Consider the following 21,741-nt stretch of genomic DNA (forward strand, 5'->3'; position numbering starts at 1 on the left):
ACTTCGAAATTGGTCAGAAAATGCTCGACAAGACCTATGATTCCGCCGCCGTCGAACCGAAAATCGCCGCGAAATGGGATGAGGCGGACGCTTTCCGCGCCGGCGCGAACGCCAGACCGGGGGCCGAGACCTTCGCCATCGTGATCCCGCCGCCGAATGTCACCGGTTCGCTGCACATGGGGCACGCACTGAACAACACGCTGCAGGACATCCTGGTGCGCTTCGAGCGCATGCGCGGCAAGGACGTGCTCTGGCAGCCGGGCATGGACCACGCCGGCATCGCCACGCAGATGGTCGTCGAGCGCAAGCTGATGGAACAGCAACTGCCGGGCCGCCGCGACATGGGCCGCGAAGCCTTCATCGACAAGATTTGGGAGTGGAAGGCGGAATCGGGCGGCCTGATCTTCAACCAGCTGAAGCGTCTTGGTGCGTCATGCGATTGGTCGCGCGAACGTTTCACCATGGACGAGGGCCTGTCGAAGGCGGTTATCGAAGTTTTCGTCACGCTCTACAAGGAAGGTCTGATCTACAAGGACAATCGCCTGGTCAATTGGGATCCGAAGCTGCTGACGGCGATTTCCGATATCGAAGTCGAGCAGCACGAGGTCAAGGGCAATCTCTGGCACCTGCGCTATCCATTGGAAAAGGGCGTAACCTACCAATATCCGATTGCATTTGATGAGGAAGGCAAGCCGACCGAATTCGAGACGCGCGATTATGTGGTCGTCGCAACGACACGACCTGAGACCATGCTGGGCGATACCGGTGTTGCCGTCAATCCGAAGGACGAACGCTATCAGGGCATTGTCGGCAAGCATGTCATTCTGCCGATCGTCGGTCGCAGAATTCCGATCGTTGCCGACGATTATGCCGATCCGGCTGCCGGCACCGGCGCGGTGAAGATAACGCCCGCGCACGATTTCAACGACTTCGACGTCGGCAAGCGTGCAGGTCTTCGCGTCATCAATATCATGACCGGCGACGGCACGATCACCATCAAGGACAATGAGGACTTTCTCGAAGGTCTCGACAATCCGGCGGCGCTGCACGGCGCCTGGGACCGCCTGGAAGGGCAGGACCGCTTCTATGCGCGCAAGGTGATCGTCGAGATTTTCGAAGAGGCGGGCCTCGTCGACAAGATCGAGCCGCACAAGCATATGGTCCCGCACGGCGATCGCGGTGGCGTGCCGATCGAGCCGCGGCTGACCGAACAATGGTATGTCGATGCCAAGACGCTCGCCGAGCCGGCGATCGCCTCGGTCCGCGAGGGCCGCACCAAGATGGTGCCGAAGAGCTGGGACAAGACCTATTACGAATGGATGGAAAATATCCAGCCCTGGTGCGTCTCCCGCCAGCTCTGGTGGGGGCATCAGATTCCCGCCTGGTACGGCCCGGACGGCCAGGTCTTCGTCGAAAAGACCGAGGAAGAGGCGCTGCAGGCGGCGATCCAGCACTACCTCTCGCATGAGGGGCCGATGAAGGCCTATGTCGAGGACCTGCTCGAAAACTTCAAGCCGGGCGAAATCCTGACGCGTGACGAGGACGTGCTCGACACCTGGTTCTCCTCAGCACTCTGGCCTTTCTCGACGCTCGGCTGGCCGGACGAGACGCCGGAGCTGGCGCGTTATTACCCGACCAACGTTCTCGTCACCGGCTTCGACATCATCTTCTTCTGGGTCGCGCGCATGATGATGATGGGCCTGCACCTTATGAAGGATGAGGATGGCGAACCCGTCGAGCCCTTCGAGACCGTCTATGTCCACGCGCTGGTGCGCGACAAGAATGGGCAGAAGATGTCGAAATCGAAGGGCAACGTCATCGATCCCTTGGAACTGATCGACGAATACGGCGCCGACGCGCTGCGGTTCACCCTGGCGATCATGGCGGCGCAGGGCCGCGACGTGAAGCTCGATCCGGCCCGCATCGCCGGCTACCGCAATTTCGGCACCAAGCTCTGGAACGCCACACGCTTCGCCGAGATGAACGGCGCGAAGAGCGATCCGCATTTCGTGCCCGAAGCCGCCGAGCTCACCATCAACCGCTGGATCCTGACGGAACTTGCCCGTACGGAACGTGACGTTACGGAAGCGCTCGAAGCCTTCCGCTTCAATGATGCTGCCGGCGCGCTCTACCGCTTCGTTTGGAACGAGGTCTGCGACTGGTATCTCGAACTGTTGAAGCCGGTCTTCAATGGTGAGGACGAGGGCGCCAAGGCCGAAGCCCAGGCCTGCAGCGCTTATATTCTCGAAGAGATCTACAAGCTGCTGCATCCCTTCATGCCCTTCATGACCGAAGAGCTTTGGGCCCATACGGCAGGCGAAGGCAAAGAGCGCGACACATTGGTCTGCCACGCCGAATGGCCGGCGCCGTCCTACGCCGATGACGGGGCCGCCGACGAGATCAACTGGCTGATCGACCTCGTTTCCGGCATCCGCTCGGTGCGTGCTGAGATGAACGTGCCGCCATCGGCGACAGCCCCGCTCGTCGTCGTCAAGGCCAACAACCTGACGCGTGAAAGGCTGTTCCGCCACGACGCCGCCATCAAGCGCCTTGCGCGCGTCGAGGCGATATCGCTGGCTGACGATGCGCCGAAGGGTGCCGCTCAGATCGTCATCGCCGAGGCCACCATCTGCCTGCCGCTCGGCAATCTGATCGACCTTTCCGCCGAAAAGGCTCGTTTGGAAAAGGCGATTGCCAAGATGGAGGGCGAGATCTCCCGCATAGACGGCAAACTCTCCAACGAGAAGTTCGTCGCCAACGCCAATCCTGAAGTGGTCGAGGCCGAGCGCGATCGTCTCGAGGAACTGAAGGGGCAGATCGCAAGCCTGGGGATCGCTCTTTCCAGGGTAAGCGAAGCCGGGTAAGTTTCGCCGATCCTTTTTGGTAAGTTATTTCAAAGACGCGCCCTCTGCCGGCGCGTCTTTTTTTGTTGTGATTCGTGCGGTTCGCGCATGAAACGGCGCTTTTTCAGCATTCATCCTGTGGATTGCTCTCATGCGAACCTCCAGAGGGCGAAAACTGCCACTGTTGTCGGATTGATACATCCTCTGCAATGTTTGGAATGAAAACCCAAAAGCCCACCTGAAATTCGACAGGTCTGGAATAAAATTTTATTAACCAGGTTTTTTGACGTGTCCGTCAATTTCTTTACGTAAGTTAGCCACTGCAATGCCTGGGAGCGCTGCCGTAGGGCGCGTTGCCATATCACGCGAACACTTACTAGAGTGGGGTCACATCAATTGCTGGAGTGGGGGAGACACAATGGCATCTCGTAGGTTTTCCAAGGGCATAACATCGCTCGTTCTTCTTTCGTCGCTTGCATCGCCGTCCTTCGCCGGTGGTCTGGAGCGCGGCGGATATAATATCGACCTTCTCTTCGACAATTCGAGGTTCGCCGTCCAGTCCGGCGCGACCTATGTCATGCCACAGCGCAAGCTGAAAAACGTCAAGGACACCGATGCCACCGATGGCCTCGGCACCAACGGCATTGGCGGCGGCTCGACCACGGCGGATGATACCGAGGATTACTGGGTCCCCTATCTCGGGGTGAAGGTTGGTCTCGGCGACTCCATCGACTGCATGGGCGATTTTTCGACACCCTTCGGTGCACATACCAATCCCGGCGCTGACTGGCTGGGCGTCAACGACAACATCGAAACCAAGATCAGCACCCGCAACTACGGCGCCACCTGCTCCTATCGTTTCGATATGGGCCCCGGCCAGCTCCGCCTGATCGGCGGCGGCTTCTATCAGACGGTCGATGGTTTCAAGACACGCCTCGTCGCGCCGATCACAGGGGCGGCCGCGCTGGTCTATGACGGCACCGGTCGTCTCGACCTTGCCGACCAGGCCATGGGATGGCGGGCGGGCATCGCCTACGAAATCGAGGAATATGCCTTCCGCGCCAGCCTGGTCTATAACAGCAAGGTCAAGTATGACGATCTCACCGGCACGGTCGACCTGACAGAGGTGCCGAAGGCCGTCAGTCCCACCAATCCCTACCTCGGCGTCGTGACGCCGGTCTACGGCTCGGCCGAGGCGCCGGATTCCGTCGAGCTCAAGTTGCAGAGCGGCATTGCGCCCGATTGGCTCGCCTTCGGTTCGGTCAAGTGGACGAACTGGAGCGTGCTGCAGTCGATCGCCTTCTGCCCGAAGGCCACTAAGGGCGTCGTCGCCTGCTCCGCCAGCAGCCAGCTCACCTCGCTCGATCTCTTCTATCGCGACGGTTGGACGGTCAGCGGCGGCGTCGGCCACAAATTCAACGAGCAATGGGCCGGCGCCCTCAGCCTGACTTGGGATCGCGGCACGAGCCAGGGCTACGGCGCCCAGACCGACACATGGACGCTCGGTGCAGGTGTTTCTTATACCCCGGTGGAGAATGTCGAATGGCGTCTGGCCGGCGCGCTCGGCATCATGACCGGCGGAGAATCCGGCACCTACGTCTATAATGGCCGGACCTACGGCAACGACGTCTCCTATTCCTTTGGCGACGATCTGCTTGCAGCCCTTTCCACCAGCGTAAAGGTCAAGTTCTGATCCTGCGACCCAAGTAGAAGTCTGAGAGCCCGGCAATTGCCGGGCTTTTCTTTGGGCAGTTCGCAAGTCAAACGGCGTCCTGATTTGTGACGATTCAGCAACACATTTTTACGACGTTTGGCGTATGGTGGTGGTGGGGCGAATTTGTCCATTTCCCGCCACAAAGAGGGCGCAGCGCTATTTGCGGGCGAGGTGATGGCAGGCATGCGGTGCGTGTAAATAGTAGTATGGGTCGATTTTTTTCCGGTAACACCAGGTCGTACGGCGCGATTGGCGACAGTCGTTTGATTGCGGTCGTTTCGCTTTCCGAACAAGGCTGTTCGGGCTGCCGATCCAGCCTCGCGATGAAGTCGTCGATCCATGCATTGTCGTTATTTTTGACCCGCTCGGATGAGCAGCCCGGCTGCGCCGGACATGTCGATACCGGTTTCGTCACATTTTCTGTTTACGAATACGACAAAGGCGGGAAGGCGGATGCCGCGCCTGCCGAACGAATGCCACGGAGATTGCAGTCGAGCCATGCCGGGAGCCGGGTGGTTCGGAAGGATGTGCTGAGAATACCGCCTTTGAGAAAAGGCCAGTGGGCTGGATGCGACGCGGGCAAAGGAGCCATGGAGCTCGCCGCGGGATCGCTCGCCTCGAAGGAATACATCCGCGGGATGCACGGCATGAGCGCCGTTGCCGCCTGCCTGGGATGAACGAAAGAAATCGGTTGAAATGGTGACGTCCGAGTTCAAACTTTTCAAATTCATGCTGATGGGCATGTCGATAGCCGTAGCGCTGGCGCTGTCCGGTCCATGCCGCGCATTCGACATTAAAGGTGGCGTCAGCAAGGAATCCGGACCCTTCGACCTCTTCAAGTTCGGCTTCAAGGCCTATAAGAACGGACAGAAGGAAGAGGCGGTCGAAGCCTATAAATACGCCGCCGAAAAGGGCCACACCGGCTCGCGCTGGGCGCTCGCCAACATGTATGCCGATGGCGACGGTGTCACGCAGGATGATTTCGAAGCCTTCAAGATCTACAGCGAGATCGCCCAGCAGGGCGTCGAACCCGGTTCGGAAGACACGGGCTTCTTCGTCAACGCGCTGCTCTCGCTCGCCAGCTATTACAAGCACGGCATTGCCGACAGTCCGGTCAGGATCGACCTCGGCCAGGCGCGCCAGCTTTATTTTCAGGTGGCTTCCACCTTTGGTGTCCCCGAGGCGCAGTTTCAGCTGGCGCAGATGATGCTGGCCGGAGAGGGCGGCAATGCCAGCCCGCAGCAGGCGAAGAAATGGCTGAACCAGGCCCGCAAGAGCGGCCATCCCGGCGCCATGGCGGTCTTCGGCAATATTCTTTTCGACGAAGGCCAGACGGCCCGCGGTCTGGCGCTGATGACGGCAGCACTCGACCGTTGCAAGCCCAAGGACTGCGGCTGGATGGAAGCGCTGCAGGAACAGGCCTTCTCGGTTGCCAACGAGGCCGACCGCCGCACGGCGGTATCGCTGTCGCACACCATCGCGAGCGGTACCGACGACTGAGGTGAGGCGGAAGGCTTCAGCCCGCGAAATCGAAATAGGCGATGACAGGCACGTGGTCGGACGGCTTTTCCCAGGCCCGCACATGTTTTTCGATCGCAGCTGACGTCATCCTGTCGGCAGCTTCTGGCGACAGCAGCAGATGGTCGATGCGGATGCCATTATTCTTCGGCCAGGCGCCGGCCTGATAATCCCAGAAGGAATAGAGCTGCGTCGCATCCGTCGTGGCGCGCAGCGCATCCGTCAGGCCGAGATTTTCGAGCCTGCGGAACGCCTCCCGTGTCTGCGGCAGAAACAGTGCATCGTTTTCCCAGACCTTGGGATCGAAGCAGTCGTGCGGTTCCGGGATGACATTGTAATCGCCGGCAAGAACCAGCATCTCTTCATAGGCCAGCCGTTCGGCGGCGAACGTCCGCAGGCGCTCCATCCAGGCGAGCTTGTAAGGATATTTCTCCGTTTCGACAGGATTGCCGTTCGGCAGGTAGAGGCAGCAGACGCGCAGGATTCGCGTGTCGGACAGGGTGAACGCCGCTTCGAGGAAACGCGCCTGTTCGTCCAGCGGATCGCCGGGAAGGCCGCGGTTCACTTCGAAAGGTGAATTTTTGGAGAGAATCGCGACGCCATTGAAGCCCTTCTGGCCGTGCGTCTCGACGTGATACCCAAGCGCCTCGATCTCCAGCCGCGGGAAACCTTCGTCGACCGTCTTGATCTCCTGCAGGCAGACGATATCCGGATCGGAATCCTTCAGCCATTGCGTGAGATTGTCGATGCGCGCCTTGACGCCGTTGATGTTCCAAGTCGCGATCTTCATCTCTTCGCCCTGTTCGCTGCGTGCGCTTCTTTTATCGCGGTCTTTCGCCGGCGGACAAGACGATAAACCGGCCGGAAGCAAAACTTCGGCCGGTTCGATGGGGACAATGCCGTGCGTTCAGATATTCAGATCGAGAAACTGGTGCCGCAGCCGCAGCTTGCCACCGCATTCGGGTTCTTGATCTGGAAGGACTGGCCAAGCAGATTGTCGACGAAGTCGATCTCCGAGCCCGCCATGTAGACGAGCGAAAGGCTGTCGATCAGCACCTTTGCATCGTTCTTTTCGACGATGATGTCGTCGTCGCCGGCACCGTCGGCAAGATCGAACTTGTAGGAAAAGCCCGAACAGCCGCCGCCTTCGACGGAAACGCGCAAGGCGCTCTTGCCGGTTTCAGCGCCGACGATCGCAGCGATACGCTTTGCCGCGGCATCTGAAAGGGTTACACTGGTATCCGTCATGTTTCCTCCTGCCGGGGTCAAGATCCGGAGAGAATGGGTTTTGGCACTTGAATGTTCAAATGCCTGATATCAAAGAAACTTACCATGATATTCGCGAAAAGGCGATGATGCGCCGAAGCGGTTAAGAAAGCGCCTCTTTGCCGTTTCATCGACCTATAGGTATGAAGGGCGATAAGCGGCGTCAATGGGTAGATGCGGCAACATGCAGGATGACGGTGAAGAATGACGATCGATACGCGTGCTTTGGGTTTCGGCAGCAGTGAGAGGGCGGTCTTTGCGGCCGACCCCTGGACGACGCGCGGGCGGCTCTATCAGGAGGACGGTAGCCCGACGCGCTCCGATTTCCAGCGCGACCGCGACCGCATCGTCCACACCACCGCCTTCCGCCGGCTGAAGCACAAGACCCAGGTCTTCATCGCCCAGGACGGCGATCATTACCGAACCCGGCTAACGCACACGATCGAGGTGGCGCAGATCGCTCGCGCGCTTGCCCGCGCCCTGAAGCTCGACGAGGATCTGGCCGAAGGCGTGGCGCTCGTGCACGATTTCGGCCATACGCCGTTCGGTCATACTGGCGAGGACGCGCTGCACGAAGTGCTGCTGCCCTATGGCGGCTTCGACCACAATGCCCAATCGCTGCGCATCGTGACCAAACTGGAGAGGCGTTATGCCGAATTCGACGGCATCAACCTGACATGGGAAAGCCTCGAAGGTCTCGTCAAGCACAATGGCCCGCTTTTGACGCCGGATGGAGTAGGCACGCGCGGTCCCGTGCCGCAGCCGATCCTCGATTATTGCGAGCTGCACGATCTCGAGCTTGCAACCTATGCCAGCCTTGAGGCCCAGGTCGCGGCGATCGCCGACGACATCGCCTACAATACCCACGATATCGACGACGGCCTGCGCTCCGGCTACCTGACTTTCGATATGCTGGAGGAAATCCCGTTTCTTGCCGGGCTGATGGCCGAGGTGAGGGCGCGATATCCGCATCTGGAGCCGAGCCGCTTCACCCATGAGATCATGCGCCGCCAGATTACCCGCATGGTTGAAGACGTGATCGGCGTCGCGCAGCAGCGCCTGTCGCTGCTGCGCCCTGAGAGCGCTGCCGACATCCGCGCTGCCGGCCAGGTTATCGCCACCTTTTCCGAGGGGATGGCCGAGACCGACAGGCAGATCAAGGCGATGCTCTTCAAACGCATCTACCGCAATCCCGATATCATGCGCATCCGCGCCGGTGCCGCCCAGATCGTCACCGATCTCTTTGCCGCCTACATGGCCAATCCCAAGGAGATGCAGAGCCATTACTGGGTAGATCATATCGCCGGCCTGGCCGATGCGCCGAAGGCCCGCCATGTCGGCGATTATCTCGCCGGCATGACCGATACCTATGCGATCAGCGCCCATAGGCGGTTGTTTGACCACACTCCGGATTTGCGATAGGCAGCGGTCGCCCACGCCGAGGGCCGATTTGAGCCTTTGGCACAGCCTATGCATGGAAGAGTGCGATGAACCTTTTTACCGACTTCGAAGCCCGGATCAAAACCGCCCTTGAACAGATCGATCTGGTCAGGGAAAAGCGATCTGAGCTCGATTTCGGCCGCATCACCGTCGAGCCGCCGCGTGACGCGAGCCATGGCGATGTGGCGACCAATGCCGCAATGGTGCTGGCAAAAGTGCTCGGAACCAACCCGCGCGCGCTGGCCGACGTCATCATCACCAAGCTCAAGGAAGATGCTGACGTCGCCGATGTCTCGGTCGCGGGTCCCGGCTTCATCAACATCCGTCTCGCCGTCGGCTACTGGCAGCGGCTGCTCGCCTCGATGATCGGCGCCGGCACCGATTACGGCCGCTCGTCGCTCGGCAAGGGCAAGAAGGTCAATGTCGAATATGTCTCGGCCAATCCGACCGGCCCCATGCATGTCGGCCATTGCCGTGGCGCCGTCGTCGGCGACGCGCTTGCCAACCTGCTCGCTTTTGCCGGTTACGGTGTCGAGAAGGAATATTACATCAACGATGCCGGCTCGCAGATCGACGTGCTCGCCCGTTCCGTCTTCCTGCGCTACCGCGAAGCGCTCGGCGAAAAGATCGGCGAAATCCCCTCGGGTCTCTATCCCGGCGACTATTTGGTGCCCGTTGGTCAGTCGCTTGCCGCCGATTACGGCGTGCGGCTGCACAACATGCCGGAAGACCAATGGATGCCGATCGTCAAGGACCGCACGATCGACGCGATGATGGTGATGATCCGCGACGATCTGGCGGCGCTGAATGTCCATCACGACGTCTTTTTCTCCGAACGCACCCTGCATGCGAATGGTGCGGCCGCGATCCGCACGGCGATCAACGACCTGACCTTCAAGGGCTATGTCTACAAGGGCACGCTGCCGCCGCCGAAGGGCCAGCTTCCCGAGGATTGGGAAGATCGCGAACAGACACTGTTCCGTTCGACCGAGGTGGGCGACGATATCGACCGGCCGCTGATCAAGTCGGACGGCTCCTACACCTATTTCGCCGCCGACGTCGCCTACTTCAAGAACAAGTTCGACCGTGGTTTCGACGAGATGATCTATGTGCTTGGCGCCGACCATGGCGGCTACGTCAAGCGCCTGGAAGCGGTTGCACGCGGCGTTTCGGATGGTCAGGCGAAGCTGACGGTCCTGCTCTGCCAGCTCGTCAAGCTCTACCGCAACGGCGAGCCGGTGAAGATGTCGAAACGCTCGGGCGATTTCGTTACGCTTCGGGACGTCGTCGAAGAAGTCGGCCGTGATTCGGTCCGGTTCATGATGCTTTACCGCAAGAATTCCGAGCCGCTCGACTTCGATTTCGCCAAGGTGACCGAACAGTCGAAAGATAATCCTGTTTTTTACGTGCAGTATGCGCATGCTCGCTGTATGTCGGTCTTCCGGCAGGCGAGGGAGGCCTTTGCCGACCTTGATGTTTCGCCGGAAAATCTCGCGAAAACCGTTGCAGGCATTGGCGATCCGGCCGAATTGCAGCTCGTCGCCAAGCTTGCTGAATTCCCGCGTATCGTTGAGGCGGCGGCCCAGTCGCAGGAGCCGCATCGCGTCGCTTTTTACCTCTACGACGTCGCCAGTTCCTTCCACGCGCACTGGAACAAAGGTAAAGATCAGCCGGAATTACGATTTGTTAATGATAAAAACCGAGAATCAAGTATTGCCAGACTTGGGCTGGTGTACGCCGTCGCGTCGGTTTTGAAGTCGGGACTCGCCATTACAGGCACTGCCGCACCGGACGAAATGCGATAACGTCACCATTTCCCCACAATGCGCTGGCATTTGAGCGTTGGCGTTTGCGAGTGGGAATAAGCATGGCTGATAAACAACTTGCGTATGATACGCGCGGAAAAAACGACCTGTTTGCCGACGATGATCCGTTGGCTGAACTTGCCCGGATCGTCGGCTTCGAGCCGCGTGTTGCAGCGAATACGGTGACTGAGACCGCACGCCGCGAGCCCGCCCTCGATCTCGAAGACGAGCTTGGGCGCGAGTTCGACCGCTACGATTCGCCACGTCCGCTCGCAGAGCTCGATCGGCCGGCCGAGCCGATCTCTGATGATCTCACGCCTGAAGATTACGTCGAGCCCGTTCTCGATGCTTCTCCCGCTGCCGAACATGCGGAGGCTCCTGAGCCGGTTTCGGCTTCCGTCGCCGCCTTTGAGGCTGAAGAAGCAGCTTTGCCCGCCGCAGGCAATGGCGACGCATCTGTCGCCGACTGGGCGGAGCAGCTTTCTCCCGAGCCCGATGCGTCGGTGCAATCGGCCTTCGGCGGTGCGCGCGACCTGATCGAGGAGCTTGAGCTGTCGATCGGCGCAGCACCCGTCTCTTCGCTGGCGCAGCCCACCAAGGCGCCGCAATGGTCGGCTGCCAGCATCAGGCTGCCGCTTGCCAATTTCCATGCTCCGAAGCGCGAGGAACCGGTTGTTTTGCCGGAACCTGTGGCCGAAACGGTCGCGGCACCGGTTGCTGAAGCACCGTCCGCCGATCTTCCTGTAGTCGAGCCTCAATCTGTCATCGAGCCGCCGGCGCTTGTCGCCGCTGTCGAGCCTTCCGAGGAATTCGAATCCGCTTCGCCGTCACTTGGCTTTCCCGCCGAGCTCGATCGCCATGATGAGGTGATCGCGCCGGAAGAGACCGCCGAGGCCGAAGAATTCGTCGAAGTCGAGGAAGAGCTGGAGGATTTCGGGTCCGACGCCGGTTTCGATCTCATCGCCGCCGCCGTCGAAGGCGAGATCCAGGCCGATGCCGCGCTGACCGAGGTCGTGCCTGATGTTCCGCACACCGCCGGCACGTTCGATCTCGACGATCTGCTCGCCGACGTCTCGCGTTATCCGGTACCGCAACGTGCCAATCCGGCGCCCGTCTCGCCGCAGCCCGCATCGATCGAGGCAGCGCCCGTTCCTGCCGCCCCTGTGGCCGCCGAACCTGTTCAGTCCGAGGTGATTGCGCCCCCGCCGCTCGCCGCGGCACCCGTCCGGCCTGCTCCGGTCGAGCCGGCAACGGTCTATGCCGAAGCCGCAAGACCGGTCGCGCCGCAGCTTGCCGAGGTCGTTACGCCCCAGCCTGCCGCAACGGCATATTCGCCGGCGCCGCAGCCGGTACCGGAAGCCGACGACCCCTTCGCCGGCCATGATTTCGAACTGGATCTTGCCGGCATCGAGCTGGAACTCACCGATCTCGATTTCTCCGAGCCGTCCGAGCCGGCACCGCAGCCTGAGCCGCCAGCCCCTGCTCCCCAGCAGGCCGCGGCCGTCGCTCCTCGGCCCGCTCCCGTTTTTGCTCCTGAGCCGCCGGCTCCTGCCTTTGAGCAGGCTGCTGCCGCTCCTGCACGGGCCGCTGCGGCCTTCGTTCCCGAACCGCAGGCTCCAGCTCCGGCTCCGGCTTTCAACTGGGCGTCTGTCTCCGACTCGACCGAAGACCTGCCATTCGATCCGGCGATGATCTCCGATCCGGAGGATCGTCCCGAGGCCGTCGACGACATGCACGTGCCGGCGCTGCCGCCCGTCGAGCAGCCCGCACCGGTCGCGAAGTCTGCGGATTTCGATTTCGATCTCGACGCCGAGATCGCCAGCTTCTTTGAGCCGGCCAAGCCGCGGCAAACGCCGGCACCGGTCCGGGATACGGCCGCCGCTGCTGCAAAGCCGGTCAAGCCCACCATCGCCGATGGCCTCGATGATTTCGAACGGGCGCTGGAGGAGGATTTCCGCCGCAGCGTGCGTGAGCCGGTCGAGCGCCGCGAGACCTCCGAGGTTCGCATCGAATCGGCAAGCCAGGCGGCTGATTTCAGCCGCGCCCGGTCGATGCGCCGGCTGCTCGCCGGGGCCGTCGTGCTCGTGGTCTTCGCAGGCGTCGGTTATGGCGTCTATTCCTCCGTCTGGAACGGCGAGGGGCTCGGCATTGTCGCGTCCGGCGAGCCGCGCGTGATCACTGCCGACAAGGAGCCGGTCAAGGTCGTTCCGGAAAATCCTGGCGGCAAGACCGTGCCGAACCAGGATAAGGCGGTCTACGACCGCGTTGCGGGTTCTGCCGAAGAGCCGAAGCAGAAGGCGCTCGTTTCTTCCGACGAGGCGCCCGTCGATGTCGTCCAGCGCACGCTGACACCGGAATCGCTGCCTGAAGACGATGAGAACGCCAGTGCCGACGATCAGGTCACGCCGACTGCGGTCGGTGAGACGGAGGATCCGCGTCTCTTGCCAACCCAGGACAATGCCGACAACGCTTCGGCAACCGACGCCGACAAGACGCCGTCCGTTTCGCCGCGCAAGGTCCGCACGATGATCGTCAAGCCTGACGGTACGTTGGTTGCCCGCGAAGAACCAGCGCCCGTCGACCAGCCGACACCGTCTGCTCCGGCGACGCAGTCTGCCCAGGCGACGCAGTCTGCCCAGGCGACCCAGTCTGCCCAGGCGATGCCGCCGGCTCAGCCGCCGTTGACGGCTCTGTCGACCCCGTCCGCGCAATCGACCCCGCCTGTGCCTCCCGTCGGTGGAACGGCCGCAAGCTTCCCGGCAAGAGCCGAGGTAGCTTCAGCCGATGCGCGTTCTGCAGCCCCCGTCGAAACCGCGCCGGTACAGGCGCCGCTCGCCGGCAGTGCTGACACGCAGGCCGAAAATCCCGCTCCGGTCGCTCCGCCTGTGCGCCCGGTCAAGACCTCGGCCACTGCCGATACCGCTCCAATCCCGACCGCCCGTCCGGTTGACCAGCCTGTCAACGTCGTCGGTACCGTGACCGAGAAGGGCAATGTCCGCCCCACCACACAGCAGCCAAAGCCCGCACAGCAGCCGAAAACGACTGAGGTCGCGGCCGCAGCACCGGTCGCCGCAAAGCCGCAGCAGCAGGCCGCATCCGCCGGCGGCTACGGCATCCAGATCGCCTCGCTGCCTTCGGAAGACGAGGCGACCAAATCCTATGCCAACCTGTCGAAGAAATTCGCCAGCGTGCTTGGCGGCCGCAGCCACGAGATCCGCAGGGCCGATATCGCCGGCAAGGGCACTTTCTACCGTGTCCGCATTCCGGCCGGTTCCAAGGACGAGGCCGCAGCACTCTGCGAACAGTATCGCGCGGCGGGCGGAAGCTGCCTGATCTCCAAGTAGATCGGTTTTTTTGAATAGAATATAAGAGCGGCGGGCCGGATCGGTCCGCCGCTCTTTTTTGTGCATCGCGCCCGACCTTGCTCGCATTTGGCCGGGCGCCGTCTAGAGCCTTTCCTGGTCAGATTGAAGCATTCTGCCGGAGCAGGTTTTCGTCGGGGCAGAGGCGATTAGCGAAGGGCATACCTCTTGGTACGTCCGAGCCGATCGCCTCTGATCCTGGCGTAAAGATGCCCGGCCCTTCGGGTTGGCTGAAACGGGCCGGCTGATCGACCGGCCGGCTTGGCCGTAGAGCCTGGCTACGACGCGCGCCGGCCGGTCGACCATCCGACTCCGTTTGAGCCAACAGAATGCTTCAAGCTGGCCAGGAAAGGCTCTAAGATTCGAATATGACCGAATCAAAAGCGACGATCCTTGGCTGCAGCGGCCTTGCCCTCACATCCGAAGAGAAGGCCTTTTACCGGGGCGAACGACCCTGGGGCTTCATCCTCTTCGGGCGCAACATCTCCGAAGCGCGGCAGGTCGCCGATCTCGTCGCCGAACTGCGCGATAGTGTCGGCTGGCATGCGCCGGTGCTGATCGACCAGGAGGGCGGCCGCGTCCAGCGCATCCGTCCACCCGTGCTGGCGCGTTATCCTTCCGGCCAGGCGCTCGGCGATCTCTATCGCCGCGATCGCACGCTCGGCCTCCGCGCCGCCTGGCTGATGTCGCGGCTGCACGCCTTCGACCTTTCGAGCCTCGGCATCGATGTCGATTGCCTGCCGGTGCTGGATGTGCCGGTCGAGGGCAGCAGCAACGTCATCGGCGACCGCGCCTATGGCGCCGATCCCGAAACCGTCATCGCGATGGGAAGGGCGGCTGCCGAGGGGCTGAAGGCCGGCGGCCTGTTACCTGTCATGAAACATATGCCCGGCCATGGTCGCGGCTTTGCCGATTCACATCTGGAACTGCCTGTTGTCACCGTCTCGCGCGACGAGCTGGAGCTCCATGATTTTCCGCCTTTTGTCGCGATGAAGGACGAGTTGATGGCAATGACCTGCCATCTCGTCTTCACCGCCATCGACCCGGACAATCCGGCGACGTGCTCGCGCAAGGTGATCGACGGCATCATCCGCAAGCACATCGGCTTTAACGGTCTGCTGCTCTCCGACGACAGCTCGATGAACGCTCTTTCCGGCACGATCGGTGAACGCGCGGCGAATATCATTGCAGGCGGATGCGATATTGTGCTGCATTGCAACGGCAATATGGACGAGATGCTAGATGTCGTGGCAAATGTTCCGCCGCTCGCCGGCATATCGCTTGCCCGCGCAAAAGCGGTGGAAGCAGGATTCGCGGCGGCGGATACTTCAGATGAAGCGGAATTGAGGGCGGAATTCGAAGCGATGTTTGCGACGGTCTGATCGTAAGGGAGCAGCTAGGTGAACACGGTCAAGGGCACGGAACGTCCGCAGGCGGCAACGCCGATGGACAAGTTGTGGCAGGATAACGCTGCCGAGCGCGCTACCCACGAGCCGGCGCTGGTGATCGACGTCGCCGGCTTCGAAGGTCCGCTCGACCTGTTGCTCTATCTCGCCCGCAACCAGAAGGTCGACCTGTCGCGCATTTCGGTGCTGGCGCTCGCCGAGCAATATCTGCTGTTCATCGAAAGCGCCCGGCGGATCCGCATCGAGCTCGCCGCCGATTACCTCGTCATGGCAGCCTGGCTTGCCTACCTCAAGTCGAAGCTGCTCATTCCCCAGCAGATCAAGGATGACGGCCCTTCCGGCGAGGAGCTGGCGGCCACGCTTGCCTTCCGCCTGAAACGCCTCGAAGCCATGCGCCAAGCGGCAGACGGCCTCATCAACCGCAACCGCCTCGGCCGCGATATCTTCGTGCGCGGTGCGCCCGAGCATATTCCCGACCGGCAGCAATCCGCTTATGCGGCGAGCCTCTACGATCTCTTGACCGCCTATGCGGCACTACGCCAGCGCCATGCCGTCACCCAGGTAACGATCGAGCGGCGCACCGTCTGGTCGCTGACCGATGCCCGCGAACTGCTGACCAAGATGATCGGCGAGGTCGCTGACTGGACGGCGATGGAGCATTATCTGCTGCGGTATCTCGCAGCGCCCGAGGAACGCGTCACGGCAATCGCCAGCGCCTTTGCCGCCTCGCTGGAGCTGGTGCGCGAGGGCAAGCTCGAAATCCGCCAGGACGGCGCCTTTCAGCCGATATACATGCGCCGCGGTCCCAAACATGCCACGCTGCAAGTGGTCGAACAGGAGCAGCCGGCTTGATCGATCCGAAGAGCGAAGAGGATTTCGAGGACAATTACGAAGACAGGGGCCGCGACCTGCAGGCCGAGATCGAGGCCGAGCGTATCGCCGAGGCGCTGGTCTTCGCCTCCTCGCAGCCGGTCTCCGAAGCCTTCCTCGCCGAGCGCCTGCCTGAGAAGACCGACGTGCATGCGATCATGCTGCGCCTGAAGGAGCAATATGCGCCGCGGGGCGTCAATCTCCTGCAGGTCGAAGGCGCCTGGGCCTTCCGTACCGCCGCCGACCTGTCCTTCGTCATCCGCCGTGATGACAATGAGGTGAAGAAGCTGTCGCGCGCCGCACTGGAAGTGCTGGCGATCATCGCCTATCACCAGCCCGTGACACGTGCTGAAATCGAGGATATCCGCGGTGTCCAGACCTCGCGCGGCACGCTCGACGTGCTGATGGAAGCCGGCTGGGTGCGGTTCCGTGGCCGCCGCCGCACACCGGGCCGGCCGGTGACATTGGGCACGACACGCGATTTCCTCGACCATTTCGGTCTCGAAGAGCTGCGTGACCTGCCTGGTCTCGAAGAGTTGAAGGGAGCGGGCTTGCTGTCGGGCCGCATTCCGGCAAACTTCAATATTCCCTCGCCGTTGATGAACGACGAACTGACCGAGGACGAAGACCCGATCACCCAGATGGACCTCGAGGAACTGGGGTTGCTGGCGCCACGCGGCACCTCCGAAGATTGAGGGGCTTGCGTCTTGCTTTTGCCATGCATGGCGAAAACAATGGAGCCAGCACTTTTCGGCGGGTCAATGGCTTGTCACAAAGGGCGATACCGTGACATTAAGCTCAGTTCAAAGAGCTTGATGTTGGAAATGATGTGGGAAATCCCCACATCGTGGGAACATAGAAACAGGGAGTTAGCGTAATGATGGGTTCTTTTAGCATGTGGCACTGGTTGATCGTTCTGGTCATCGTGCTGTTGTTGTTCGGTCGCGGCAAGATCCCGGAGCTGATGGGCGACGTTGCCAAGGGCATCAAGAGCTTCAAGAAGGGCATGACGGACGACGACGCGCCCGACACGGCAAAGACCGTCGATCACAAGGCCGACGAAACGAAGTAACCAAGTCCGGGAAAAAGCGCAGCCCCCGCGCTTCCCGTCCAGGAGCCTTGCATGTTCGATATTGGTTGGACCGAGCTTTTGGTCATCGCGGTCGTACTGATCGTGGTCGTCGGTCCCAAGGATTTGCCGCCGATGCTGCGCGCTTTCGGCAAGATGACGCAGCGTGCCCGCAAGGTGGCGGGCGATTTCCGCGCGCAGTTCGATGAAGCGTTGCGCGAAGCCGAGCTTGACGATGTCCGCCAGACGATCAGCGACGCCCAGAAACTGAACCCGGTCAACAGCCTGCGCGAGGCGATGAACCCGCTTCGCCAGATGGGCAACGAGATCAAGGCCGACCTGCAGAAGTCGACCACCGTCACGGAAAACAAGACCGAGGTGCCGCCCGATGCTGTCGCAGCCCCGACGCCGTCGATGAGCCTGCCGGAAACGCCGCCATTGGTCGCGACACCTGCGCCGTCGGAACCGGTCGCAGCAGCGATCGTGCAGGCCGATATGGTTGCCGCCAAGCCGAAGGCCGTGCGCAAGCCGCTCGTCAAGGCTGCCGACAAGGTCGATTCTGCGGCCGCTATTGCCATGCCTGTGGAAAAACCGAAGCGCACGACGGCAGCCAGGAAGCCTGCAACGCCGAAGACGCCGGCGCAGACAAAGAAGGACGAGGCATGAGCGGTGATACCGAAGATAAGCCGCAGCCGTTGATCGAGCACCTGATGGAGCTGCGCAGGCGGCTGATGTGGTCGATCGGCGCGTTTTTCGTCGCCTTCATCGCATGCTTCTTTTTTGCCAAGCATCTCTTCAACTATCTGGTCATTCCCTACAAGACAGCCGTAATTTGGGCGCATCTTGACGTCGAGAAAGCCCAGCTCATCTATACCGCGCCGCAGGAATTCTTCTTCACCCAGGTCAAGGTGGCGATGTTCGGCGGCCTTGTGGTCGCTTTCCCGATCATTGCCGCCCAGGTCTACAAGTTCGTGGCGCCGGGTCTCTACAAGAACGAGCGCCAGGCTTTCCTGCCGTTCCTGATCGCCTCGCCGGTGCTGTTCCTGATGGGCGGCGCGCTCGTCTATTTCTTCTTCACGCCGATGGTCATGTGGTTCTTCCTGTCGATGCAGCAGGCGCCGGGTCATGACGAGGTGGCCATCTCGCTGATGCCGAAGGTCTCGGAATATCTGAGCCTGATCATGACGCTGGTCTTCTCCTTCGGCCTCGTCTTCCAGCTTCCCGTCGTCACTACGCTGCTCGCCCGTGTCGGTCTTCTGACGTCGCAATGGCTCGCCGAAAAGCGCAAGTTTGCCATCGTGCTCGCCTTTGTCGTGGCCGCCGTGCTGACGCCGCCGGATCCGATGTCCCAGATCGGCCTTGCGATACCGACGATCCTTCTCTACGAGATTTCCATCCATGCGGCGCGACTCGTGGAGCGCCAGCGTGCCCGGCAGGCGGTCGAAAAGGAAACCGGATCCGCAGATGTTGCCAAGACGGACAGCGTCTGAGCTGCGATCTCGAAATCCCTTCATGAACGCCGTCGACTGCTTAGTCCTTAAATCGGAATCGGTTTAAGGAATTATGCAGCAATTCAAAGTGTTACAGTGTCCCTTGTGCGTCTGAAAAGTCGCGCGGCGCTGTAACATCCGGTCGAGGCCCGATCTGGCTTTGGCCGGGTCACCTCTGTTGCAACGACCTGGAACGACGATGCTCGATATCAAATGGATCCGTGAGAATCCCGAAGCGCTCGATGCCGCCCTTGCCAAGCGCGGCGCGGAGCCTCTGGCCCAAAGTCTCGTTGCTCTCGATGAAAAGCGCCGCTCTGCCGTGCAGAAGGCACAGGACTTGCTGTCCCGCCGCAACCTCGCCTCCAAAGAGATCGGTGCGGCGATGGCCCAGAAGAATGGCGAGCTTGCCGAGAAGCTGAAGGCGGAGGTCTCTGAACTGAAGACCCTGCTGCCGGCGATCGAGGAAGAGGACCGGCAGCTGACGGCCGAACTCAACGACGCGCTCTCGCGCATCCCGAATATACCTTTCGACGACGTCCCTGTCGGCAAGGACGAGCATGACAATGTCGTCACCCGCACCGTCGGCGAAAAGCCGCGCTGGAACCACGCGCCGAAGGAGCACTTCGAAATCGGCGAGGCGCTCGGTTATATGGATTTCGAGCGCGCCGCCAAGCTCTCCGGCTCGCGCTTCACGGTTCTGACCGGGCCGCTCGCCAGGCTCGAGCGCGCGCTCGGCCAGTTCATGATCGATCTCCACACGAGCGAGCACGGGTATAGCGAAGTCAGCTCGCCGCTGATGGTGCGCGACGAGGCCGTTTATGGCACCGCCCAGCTGCCGAAATTCGCCGACGATCTCTTCAGGACGACTGATGGACGCTGGTTGATCCCGACGGCCGAGGTGACGCTGACCAATCTCGTGCGCGAAGAGATCCTCGATCAGGAAAAGCTGCCGCTCCGCTTTACCGCATTGACGCCGTCCTTCCGCTCGGAAGCGGGCTCGGCCGGCCGCGATACGCGCGGCATGCTGCGCCAGCATCAGTTCTGGAAATGCGAGCTCGTCTCGATCACCGATGCCGAGAGCGCCGTTGCCGAGCATGAGCGCATGACCGCCTGCGCCGAGGAAGTGCTGAAGCGCCTCGGCCTGCATTTCCGCACCATGACGCTTTGCACCGGCGACATGGGTTTCGGCTCGCGCAAGACTTACGATCTCGAAGTCTGGCTGCCGGGGCAGAATGCCTTCCGTGAAATCTCGTCCTGCTCGGTCTGCGGCGATTTTCAGGGCCGGCGGATGAATGCGCGCTACCGCGGCAAGGAAGATAAGAACAACAAGTTCGTGCACACGCTGAATGGTTCCGGCACTGCCGTCGGCCGCTGCCTGATCGCCGTCCTTGAAAATTATCTGAATGAGGATGGTTCCGTCACGATTCCGGACGTTTTGCTGCCTTATATGGGCGGATTGACCAAAATCGAACGGGCGGCCTGAGGCGATGCGCATCCTGCTTACGAATGACGACGGCATTCACGCCGAAGGTCTTGCCGCGCTGGAGCGGATCGCGCGCACGCTGTCCGACGATGTCTGGATCGTCGCGCCCGAGACCGACCAGAGCGGCCTTGCCCATTCGCTGAGCCTCTCCGAACCTCTGAGGCTGCGCAAGATTTCCGAAAAGCATTTCGCCTTGCGCGGCACGCCGACCGATTGCGTCATCATGGGTATCAGGCAGGTGATGGACATCAAGCCGGATCTCGTCCTGTCCGGCGTCAATTCAGGCTCGAACGTCGCCGACGACGTGACCTATTCCGGCACGATCGCCGGCGCCATCGAGGGCACCATGCAGGGCGTGCGCTCCTTCGCGCTGAGCCAGGCCTATCTCTATGAGGACGGCGCGCGCATCGTGCCCTGGGAGGTCTGCGAGACGCATGCGCCGGCTCTTCTGGAAAAGCTGATGGTCCTGGACCTGCCGGATGGCACGTTCCTCAATCTCAACTTCCCGAACTGCCGTCCCGACGAAGTCGACGGTGCCGAGGTGACCATGCAGGGCAAGCTCGCCTTCAATCTGCAGGTCGATGCCCGCTCCGACGGCCGGGGATTTCCTTACTACTGGCTGAAGTTCGGCGAACGCGCCGGCGCCTTCGTCGAAGGCACCGATATTCACGCCCTGAAGCATAATAAGATTTCGGTAACGCCTTTGAAACTGGATCTGACCGATTATTCCGTGACGGACCGCGTGGCGCGGGCCTTGGGATACGGAGCACAAGTTTGACGGCAAGACTGGCGGAGAAGGAGGGCTTTGCTGCGCTCGTCCTCAGATTGCGTGCCGAAGGCATCTCCGATCTCGATCTGCTGACGGCAGTCGAGCAGACGCAGCGCTCGCTGTTCGTGCCGCCGCAATTTGCCGACGACGCCTATTCGAGCCGGACGATCCCGATCGAATGCGGCTCCTTTCTCGAAGGCATCGATTTTGCCGTCCGCATCCTGCATCACCTGAAGCTCAAGCCCGGCCAGCGCGTCCTGGAGATCGGCACCGGAAGCGGCTTTACCGCCGCCGTGATGGGCCGCCTGGCCGAGCGTGTCCTGTCCATCGACCGCTACAAGACGCTGACGACGGCAGCGCAGCGGCGCATGGAATCGCTTGGTTTGCGCAGCGTCGTCATCCGTCAGGCCGACGGCAGCGCCGGCATGCAGGGAGAGGGGACCTTCGATCGCATCCTGGTGACGGCCGCTTTCAACGCGATGCCGCGCTTTTATACCGACCAGCTCGTTTCCGGCGGCTCGATGATCGCGCCGCTGATGATTTCCGAGAACGAGTGTCGCATGGTGCGGCTGACGAAAACCGGTAGCCGTTTCGAACGCGAGGAACTGTTCGACGCTCCCTATCTGCCGATCGTTCCGCGCCTTGCCTCGCTGCTGTAGATGTGGATGATTTCAGGCCGCATCGGCCTGAAATCCGACCATCAAAA

The 21,741-nt window shown here is 61.5% G+C and carries 18 protein-coding genes; 16 read left to right on the forward strand and 2 right to left on the reverse strand.

Annotated features, from left to right (window positions below; translation table 11 throughout):
• The first annotated feature begins 20 nt into the window (after positions 1 to 20).
• The 4 genes from AC25BC_RS08320 (at position 21) to exoR (ending at position 6,057) form a co-directional block, all read left to right on the forward strand.
• Positions 21 to 2,864: a valine--tRNA ligase gene (locus AC25BC_RS08320; RefSeq protein WP_012757228.1), complete on the forward strand. Its 2,844-nt coding sequence runs from the start codon at positions 21 to 23 to the stop codon at positions 2,862 to 2,864.
• A gap of 397 nt (positions 2,865 to 3,261) precedes the next feature.
• Positions 3,262 to 4,536: an OmpP1/FadL family transporter gene (locus AC25BC_RS08325; RefSeq protein WP_012757229.1), complete on the forward strand. Its 1,275-nt coding sequence runs from the start codon at positions 3,262 to 3,264 to the stop codon at positions 4,534 to 4,536.
• A gap of 86 nt (positions 4,537 to 4,622) precedes the next feature.
• Positions 4,623 to 5,234: a hypothetical protein gene (locus AC25BC_RS08330; protein ID WP_244432252.1), complete on the forward strand. Its 612-nt coding sequence runs from the start codon at positions 4,623 to 4,625 to the stop codon at positions 5,232 to 5,234.
• A gap of 19 nt (positions 5,235 to 5,253) precedes the next feature.
• The gene (exoR, locus tag AC25BC_RS08335) at positions 5,254 to 6,057 is read left to right on the forward strand and encodes an exopolysaccharide production regulator ExoR (protein ID WP_128439356.1); all 804 of its coding nucleotides are present in this window, start codon (positions 5,254 to 5,256) and stop codon (positions 6,055 to 6,057) included.
• Positions 6,058 to 6,073: 16 nt separating this feature from the next.
• On the opposite strand, the gene xth is transcribed toward exoR, so the two are convergent.
• Positions 6,074 to 6,865: an exodeoxyribonuclease III gene (xth, locus tag AC25BC_RS08340; protein ID WP_012757231.1), complete on the reverse strand. Its 792-nt coding sequence runs from the start codon at positions 6,863 to 6,865 to the stop codon at positions 6,074 to 6,076.
• Between the two features lie 125 nt (positions 6,866 to 6,990).
• Positions 6,991 to 7,323, reverse strand: a complete 333-nt coding sequence (gene erpA, locus AC25BC_RS08345) for an iron-sulfur cluster insertion protein ErpA (protein WP_012757232.1) — start codon at positions 7,321 to 7,323, stop codon at positions 6,991 to 6,993.
• 222 nt (positions 7,324 to 7,545) lie between these two features.
• Here erpA and AC25BC_RS08350 point away from each other — a divergent pair, with 222 nt between their 5' ends.
• The 12 genes from AC25BC_RS08350 to AC25BC_RS08405 all read left to right on the forward strand — a co-directional run bounded on the left by AC25BC_RS08350 (position 7,546) and on the right by AC25BC_RS08405 (position 21,694).
• Complete coding sequence (locus AC25BC_RS08350; protein WP_012757233.1) at positions 7,546 to 8,763, forward strand: deoxyguanosinetriphosphate triphosphohydrolase; 1,218 nt, start codon at positions 7,546 to 7,548, stop codon at positions 8,761 to 8,763.
• Between the two features lie 65 nt (positions 8,764 to 8,828).
• Entirely contained in the window at positions 8,829 to 10,586 is a 1,758-nt protein-coding gene (gene argS / locus AC25BC_RS08355; RefSeq protein ID WP_017993771.1) for an arginine--tRNA ligase, read from the forward strand.
• Positions 10,587 to 10,648: 62 nt separating this feature from the next.
• Entirely contained in the window at positions 10,649 to 13,930 is a 3,282-nt protein-coding gene (locus AC25BC_RS08360) for an SPOR domain-containing protein (protein ID WP_206642390.1), read from the forward strand.
• 386 nt (positions 13,931 to 14,316) lie between these two features.
• On the forward strand, positions 14,317 to 15,330 hold the full coding sequence (gene nagZ, locus AC25BC_RS08365; RefSeq protein ID WP_128439358.1) for a beta-N-acetylhexosaminidase: 1,014 nt from the start codon (positions 14,317 to 14,319) through the stop codon (positions 15,328 to 15,330).
• Between the two features lie 18 nt (positions 15,331 to 15,348).
• Positions 15,349 to 16,206: a segregation and condensation protein A gene (locus AC25BC_RS08370; RefSeq protein ID WP_113547012.1), complete on the forward strand. Its 858-nt coding sequence runs from the start codon at positions 15,349 to 15,351 to the stop codon at positions 16,204 to 16,206.
• Complete coding sequence (gene scpB / locus AC25BC_RS08375) at positions 16,203 to 16,919, forward strand: SMC-Scp complex subunit ScpB (protein ID WP_012757238.1); 717 nt, start codon at positions 16,203 to 16,205, stop codon at positions 16,917 to 16,919. Before AC25BC_RS08370 ends, scpB begins: the two co-directional genes overlap by 4 nt.
• A gap of 185 nt (positions 16,920 to 17,104) precedes the next feature.
• Positions 17,105 to 17,296 carry a twin-arginine translocase TatA/TatE family subunit gene (locus AC25BC_RS08380; protein WP_012483600.1) on the forward strand — a complete coding sequence of 64 codons (192 nt, stop codon included), beginning with the start codon at positions 17,105 to 17,107 and terminating at the stop codon, positions 17,294 to 17,296.
• Positions 17,297 to 17,347: 51 nt separating this feature from the next.
• A complete protein-coding gene (gene tatB, locus AC25BC_RS08385; RefSeq protein WP_113547010.1) occupies positions 17,348 to 17,959 on the forward strand; it encodes a Sec-independent protein translocase protein TatB in 612 nt (203 codons plus the stop codon).
• Complete coding sequence (tatC, locus tag AC25BC_RS08390; RefSeq protein ID WP_012757241.1) at positions 17,956 to 18,783, forward strand: twin-arginine translocase subunit TatC; 828 nt, start codon at positions 17,956 to 17,958, stop codon at positions 18,781 to 18,783. Before tatB ends, tatC begins: the two co-directional genes overlap by 4 nt.
• Positions 18,784 to 18,982: 199 nt before the next feature.
• On the forward strand, positions 18,983 to 20,266 hold the full coding sequence (serS, locus tag AC25BC_RS08395) for a serine--tRNA ligase (protein ID WP_012757242.1): 1,284 nt from the start codon (positions 18,983 to 18,985) through the stop codon (positions 20,264 to 20,266).
• Positions 20,267 to 20,270: 4 nt separating this feature from the next.
• Entirely contained in the window at positions 20,271 to 21,044 is a 774-nt protein-coding gene (gene surE, locus AC25BC_RS08400; RefSeq protein ID WP_012757243.1) for a 5'/3'-nucleotidase SurE, read from the forward strand.
• Entirely contained in the window at positions 21,041 to 21,694 is a 654-nt protein-coding gene (locus AC25BC_RS08405) for a protein-L-isoaspartate(D-aspartate) O-methyltransferase (protein ID WP_012757244.1), read from the forward strand. Before surE ends, AC25BC_RS08405 begins: the two co-directional genes overlap by 4 nt.
• Positions 21,695 to 21,741: the final 47 nt, after the last annotated feature.

This window comes from Rhizobium sp. WSM409, assembly GCF_057653825.1.

Coding starts and splice junctions, on each gene's coding strand:
- nagZ (WP_128439358.1), top strand. CDS start 14,317: ATGACCGAATCAAAAGCGACGATCCTTGGCTGCAGCGGCCTTGCCCTC.
- exoR (WP_128439356.1), top strand. CDS start 5,254: ATGGTGACGTCCGAGTTCAAACTTTTCAAATTCATGCTGATGGGCATG.
- AC25BC_RS08325 (WP_012757229.1), top strand. CDS start 3,262: ATGGCATCTCGTAGGTTTTCCAAGGGCATAACATCGCTCGTTCTTCTT.
- AC25BC_RS08350 (WP_012757233.1), top strand. CDS start 7,546: ATGACGATCGATACGCGTGCTTTGGGTTTCGGCAGCAGTGAGAGGGCG.
- tatB (WP_113547010.1), top strand. CDS start 17,348: ATGTTCGATATTGGTTGGACCGAGCTTTTGGTCATCGCGGTCGTACTG.
- AC25BC_RS08320 (WP_012757228.1), top strand. CDS start 21: ATGCTCGACAAGACCTATGATTCCGCCGCCGTCGAACCGAAAATCGCC.
- tatC (WP_012757241.1), top strand. CDS start 17,956: ATGAGCGGTGATACCGAAGATAAGCCGCAGCCGTTGATCGAGCACCTG.
- erpA (WP_012757232.1), bottom strand. CDS start 7,323: ATGACGGATACCAGTGTAACCCTTTCAGATGCCGCGGCAAAGCGTATC.
- AC25BC_RS08360 (WP_206642390.1), top strand. CDS start 10,649: ATGGCTGATAAACAACTTGCGTATGATACGCGCGGAAAAAACGACCTG.
- argS (WP_017993771.1), top strand. CDS start 8,829: ATGAACCTTTTTACCGACTTCGAAGCCCGGATCAAAACCGCCCTTGAA.
- serS (WP_012757242.1), top strand. CDS start 18,983: ATGCTCGATATCAAATGGATCCGTGAGAATCCCGAAGCGCTCGATGCC.
- AC25BC_RS08380 (WP_012483600.1), top strand. CDS start 17,105: ATGGGTTCTTTTAGCATGTGGCACTGGTTGATCGTTCTGGTCATCGTG.
- xth (WP_012757231.1), bottom strand. CDS start 6,865: ATGAAGATCGCGACTTGGAACATCAACGGCGTCAAGGCGCGCATCGAC.
- surE (WP_012757243.1), top strand. CDS start 20,271: ATGCGCATCCTGCTTACGAATGACGACGGCATTCACGCCGAAGGTCTT.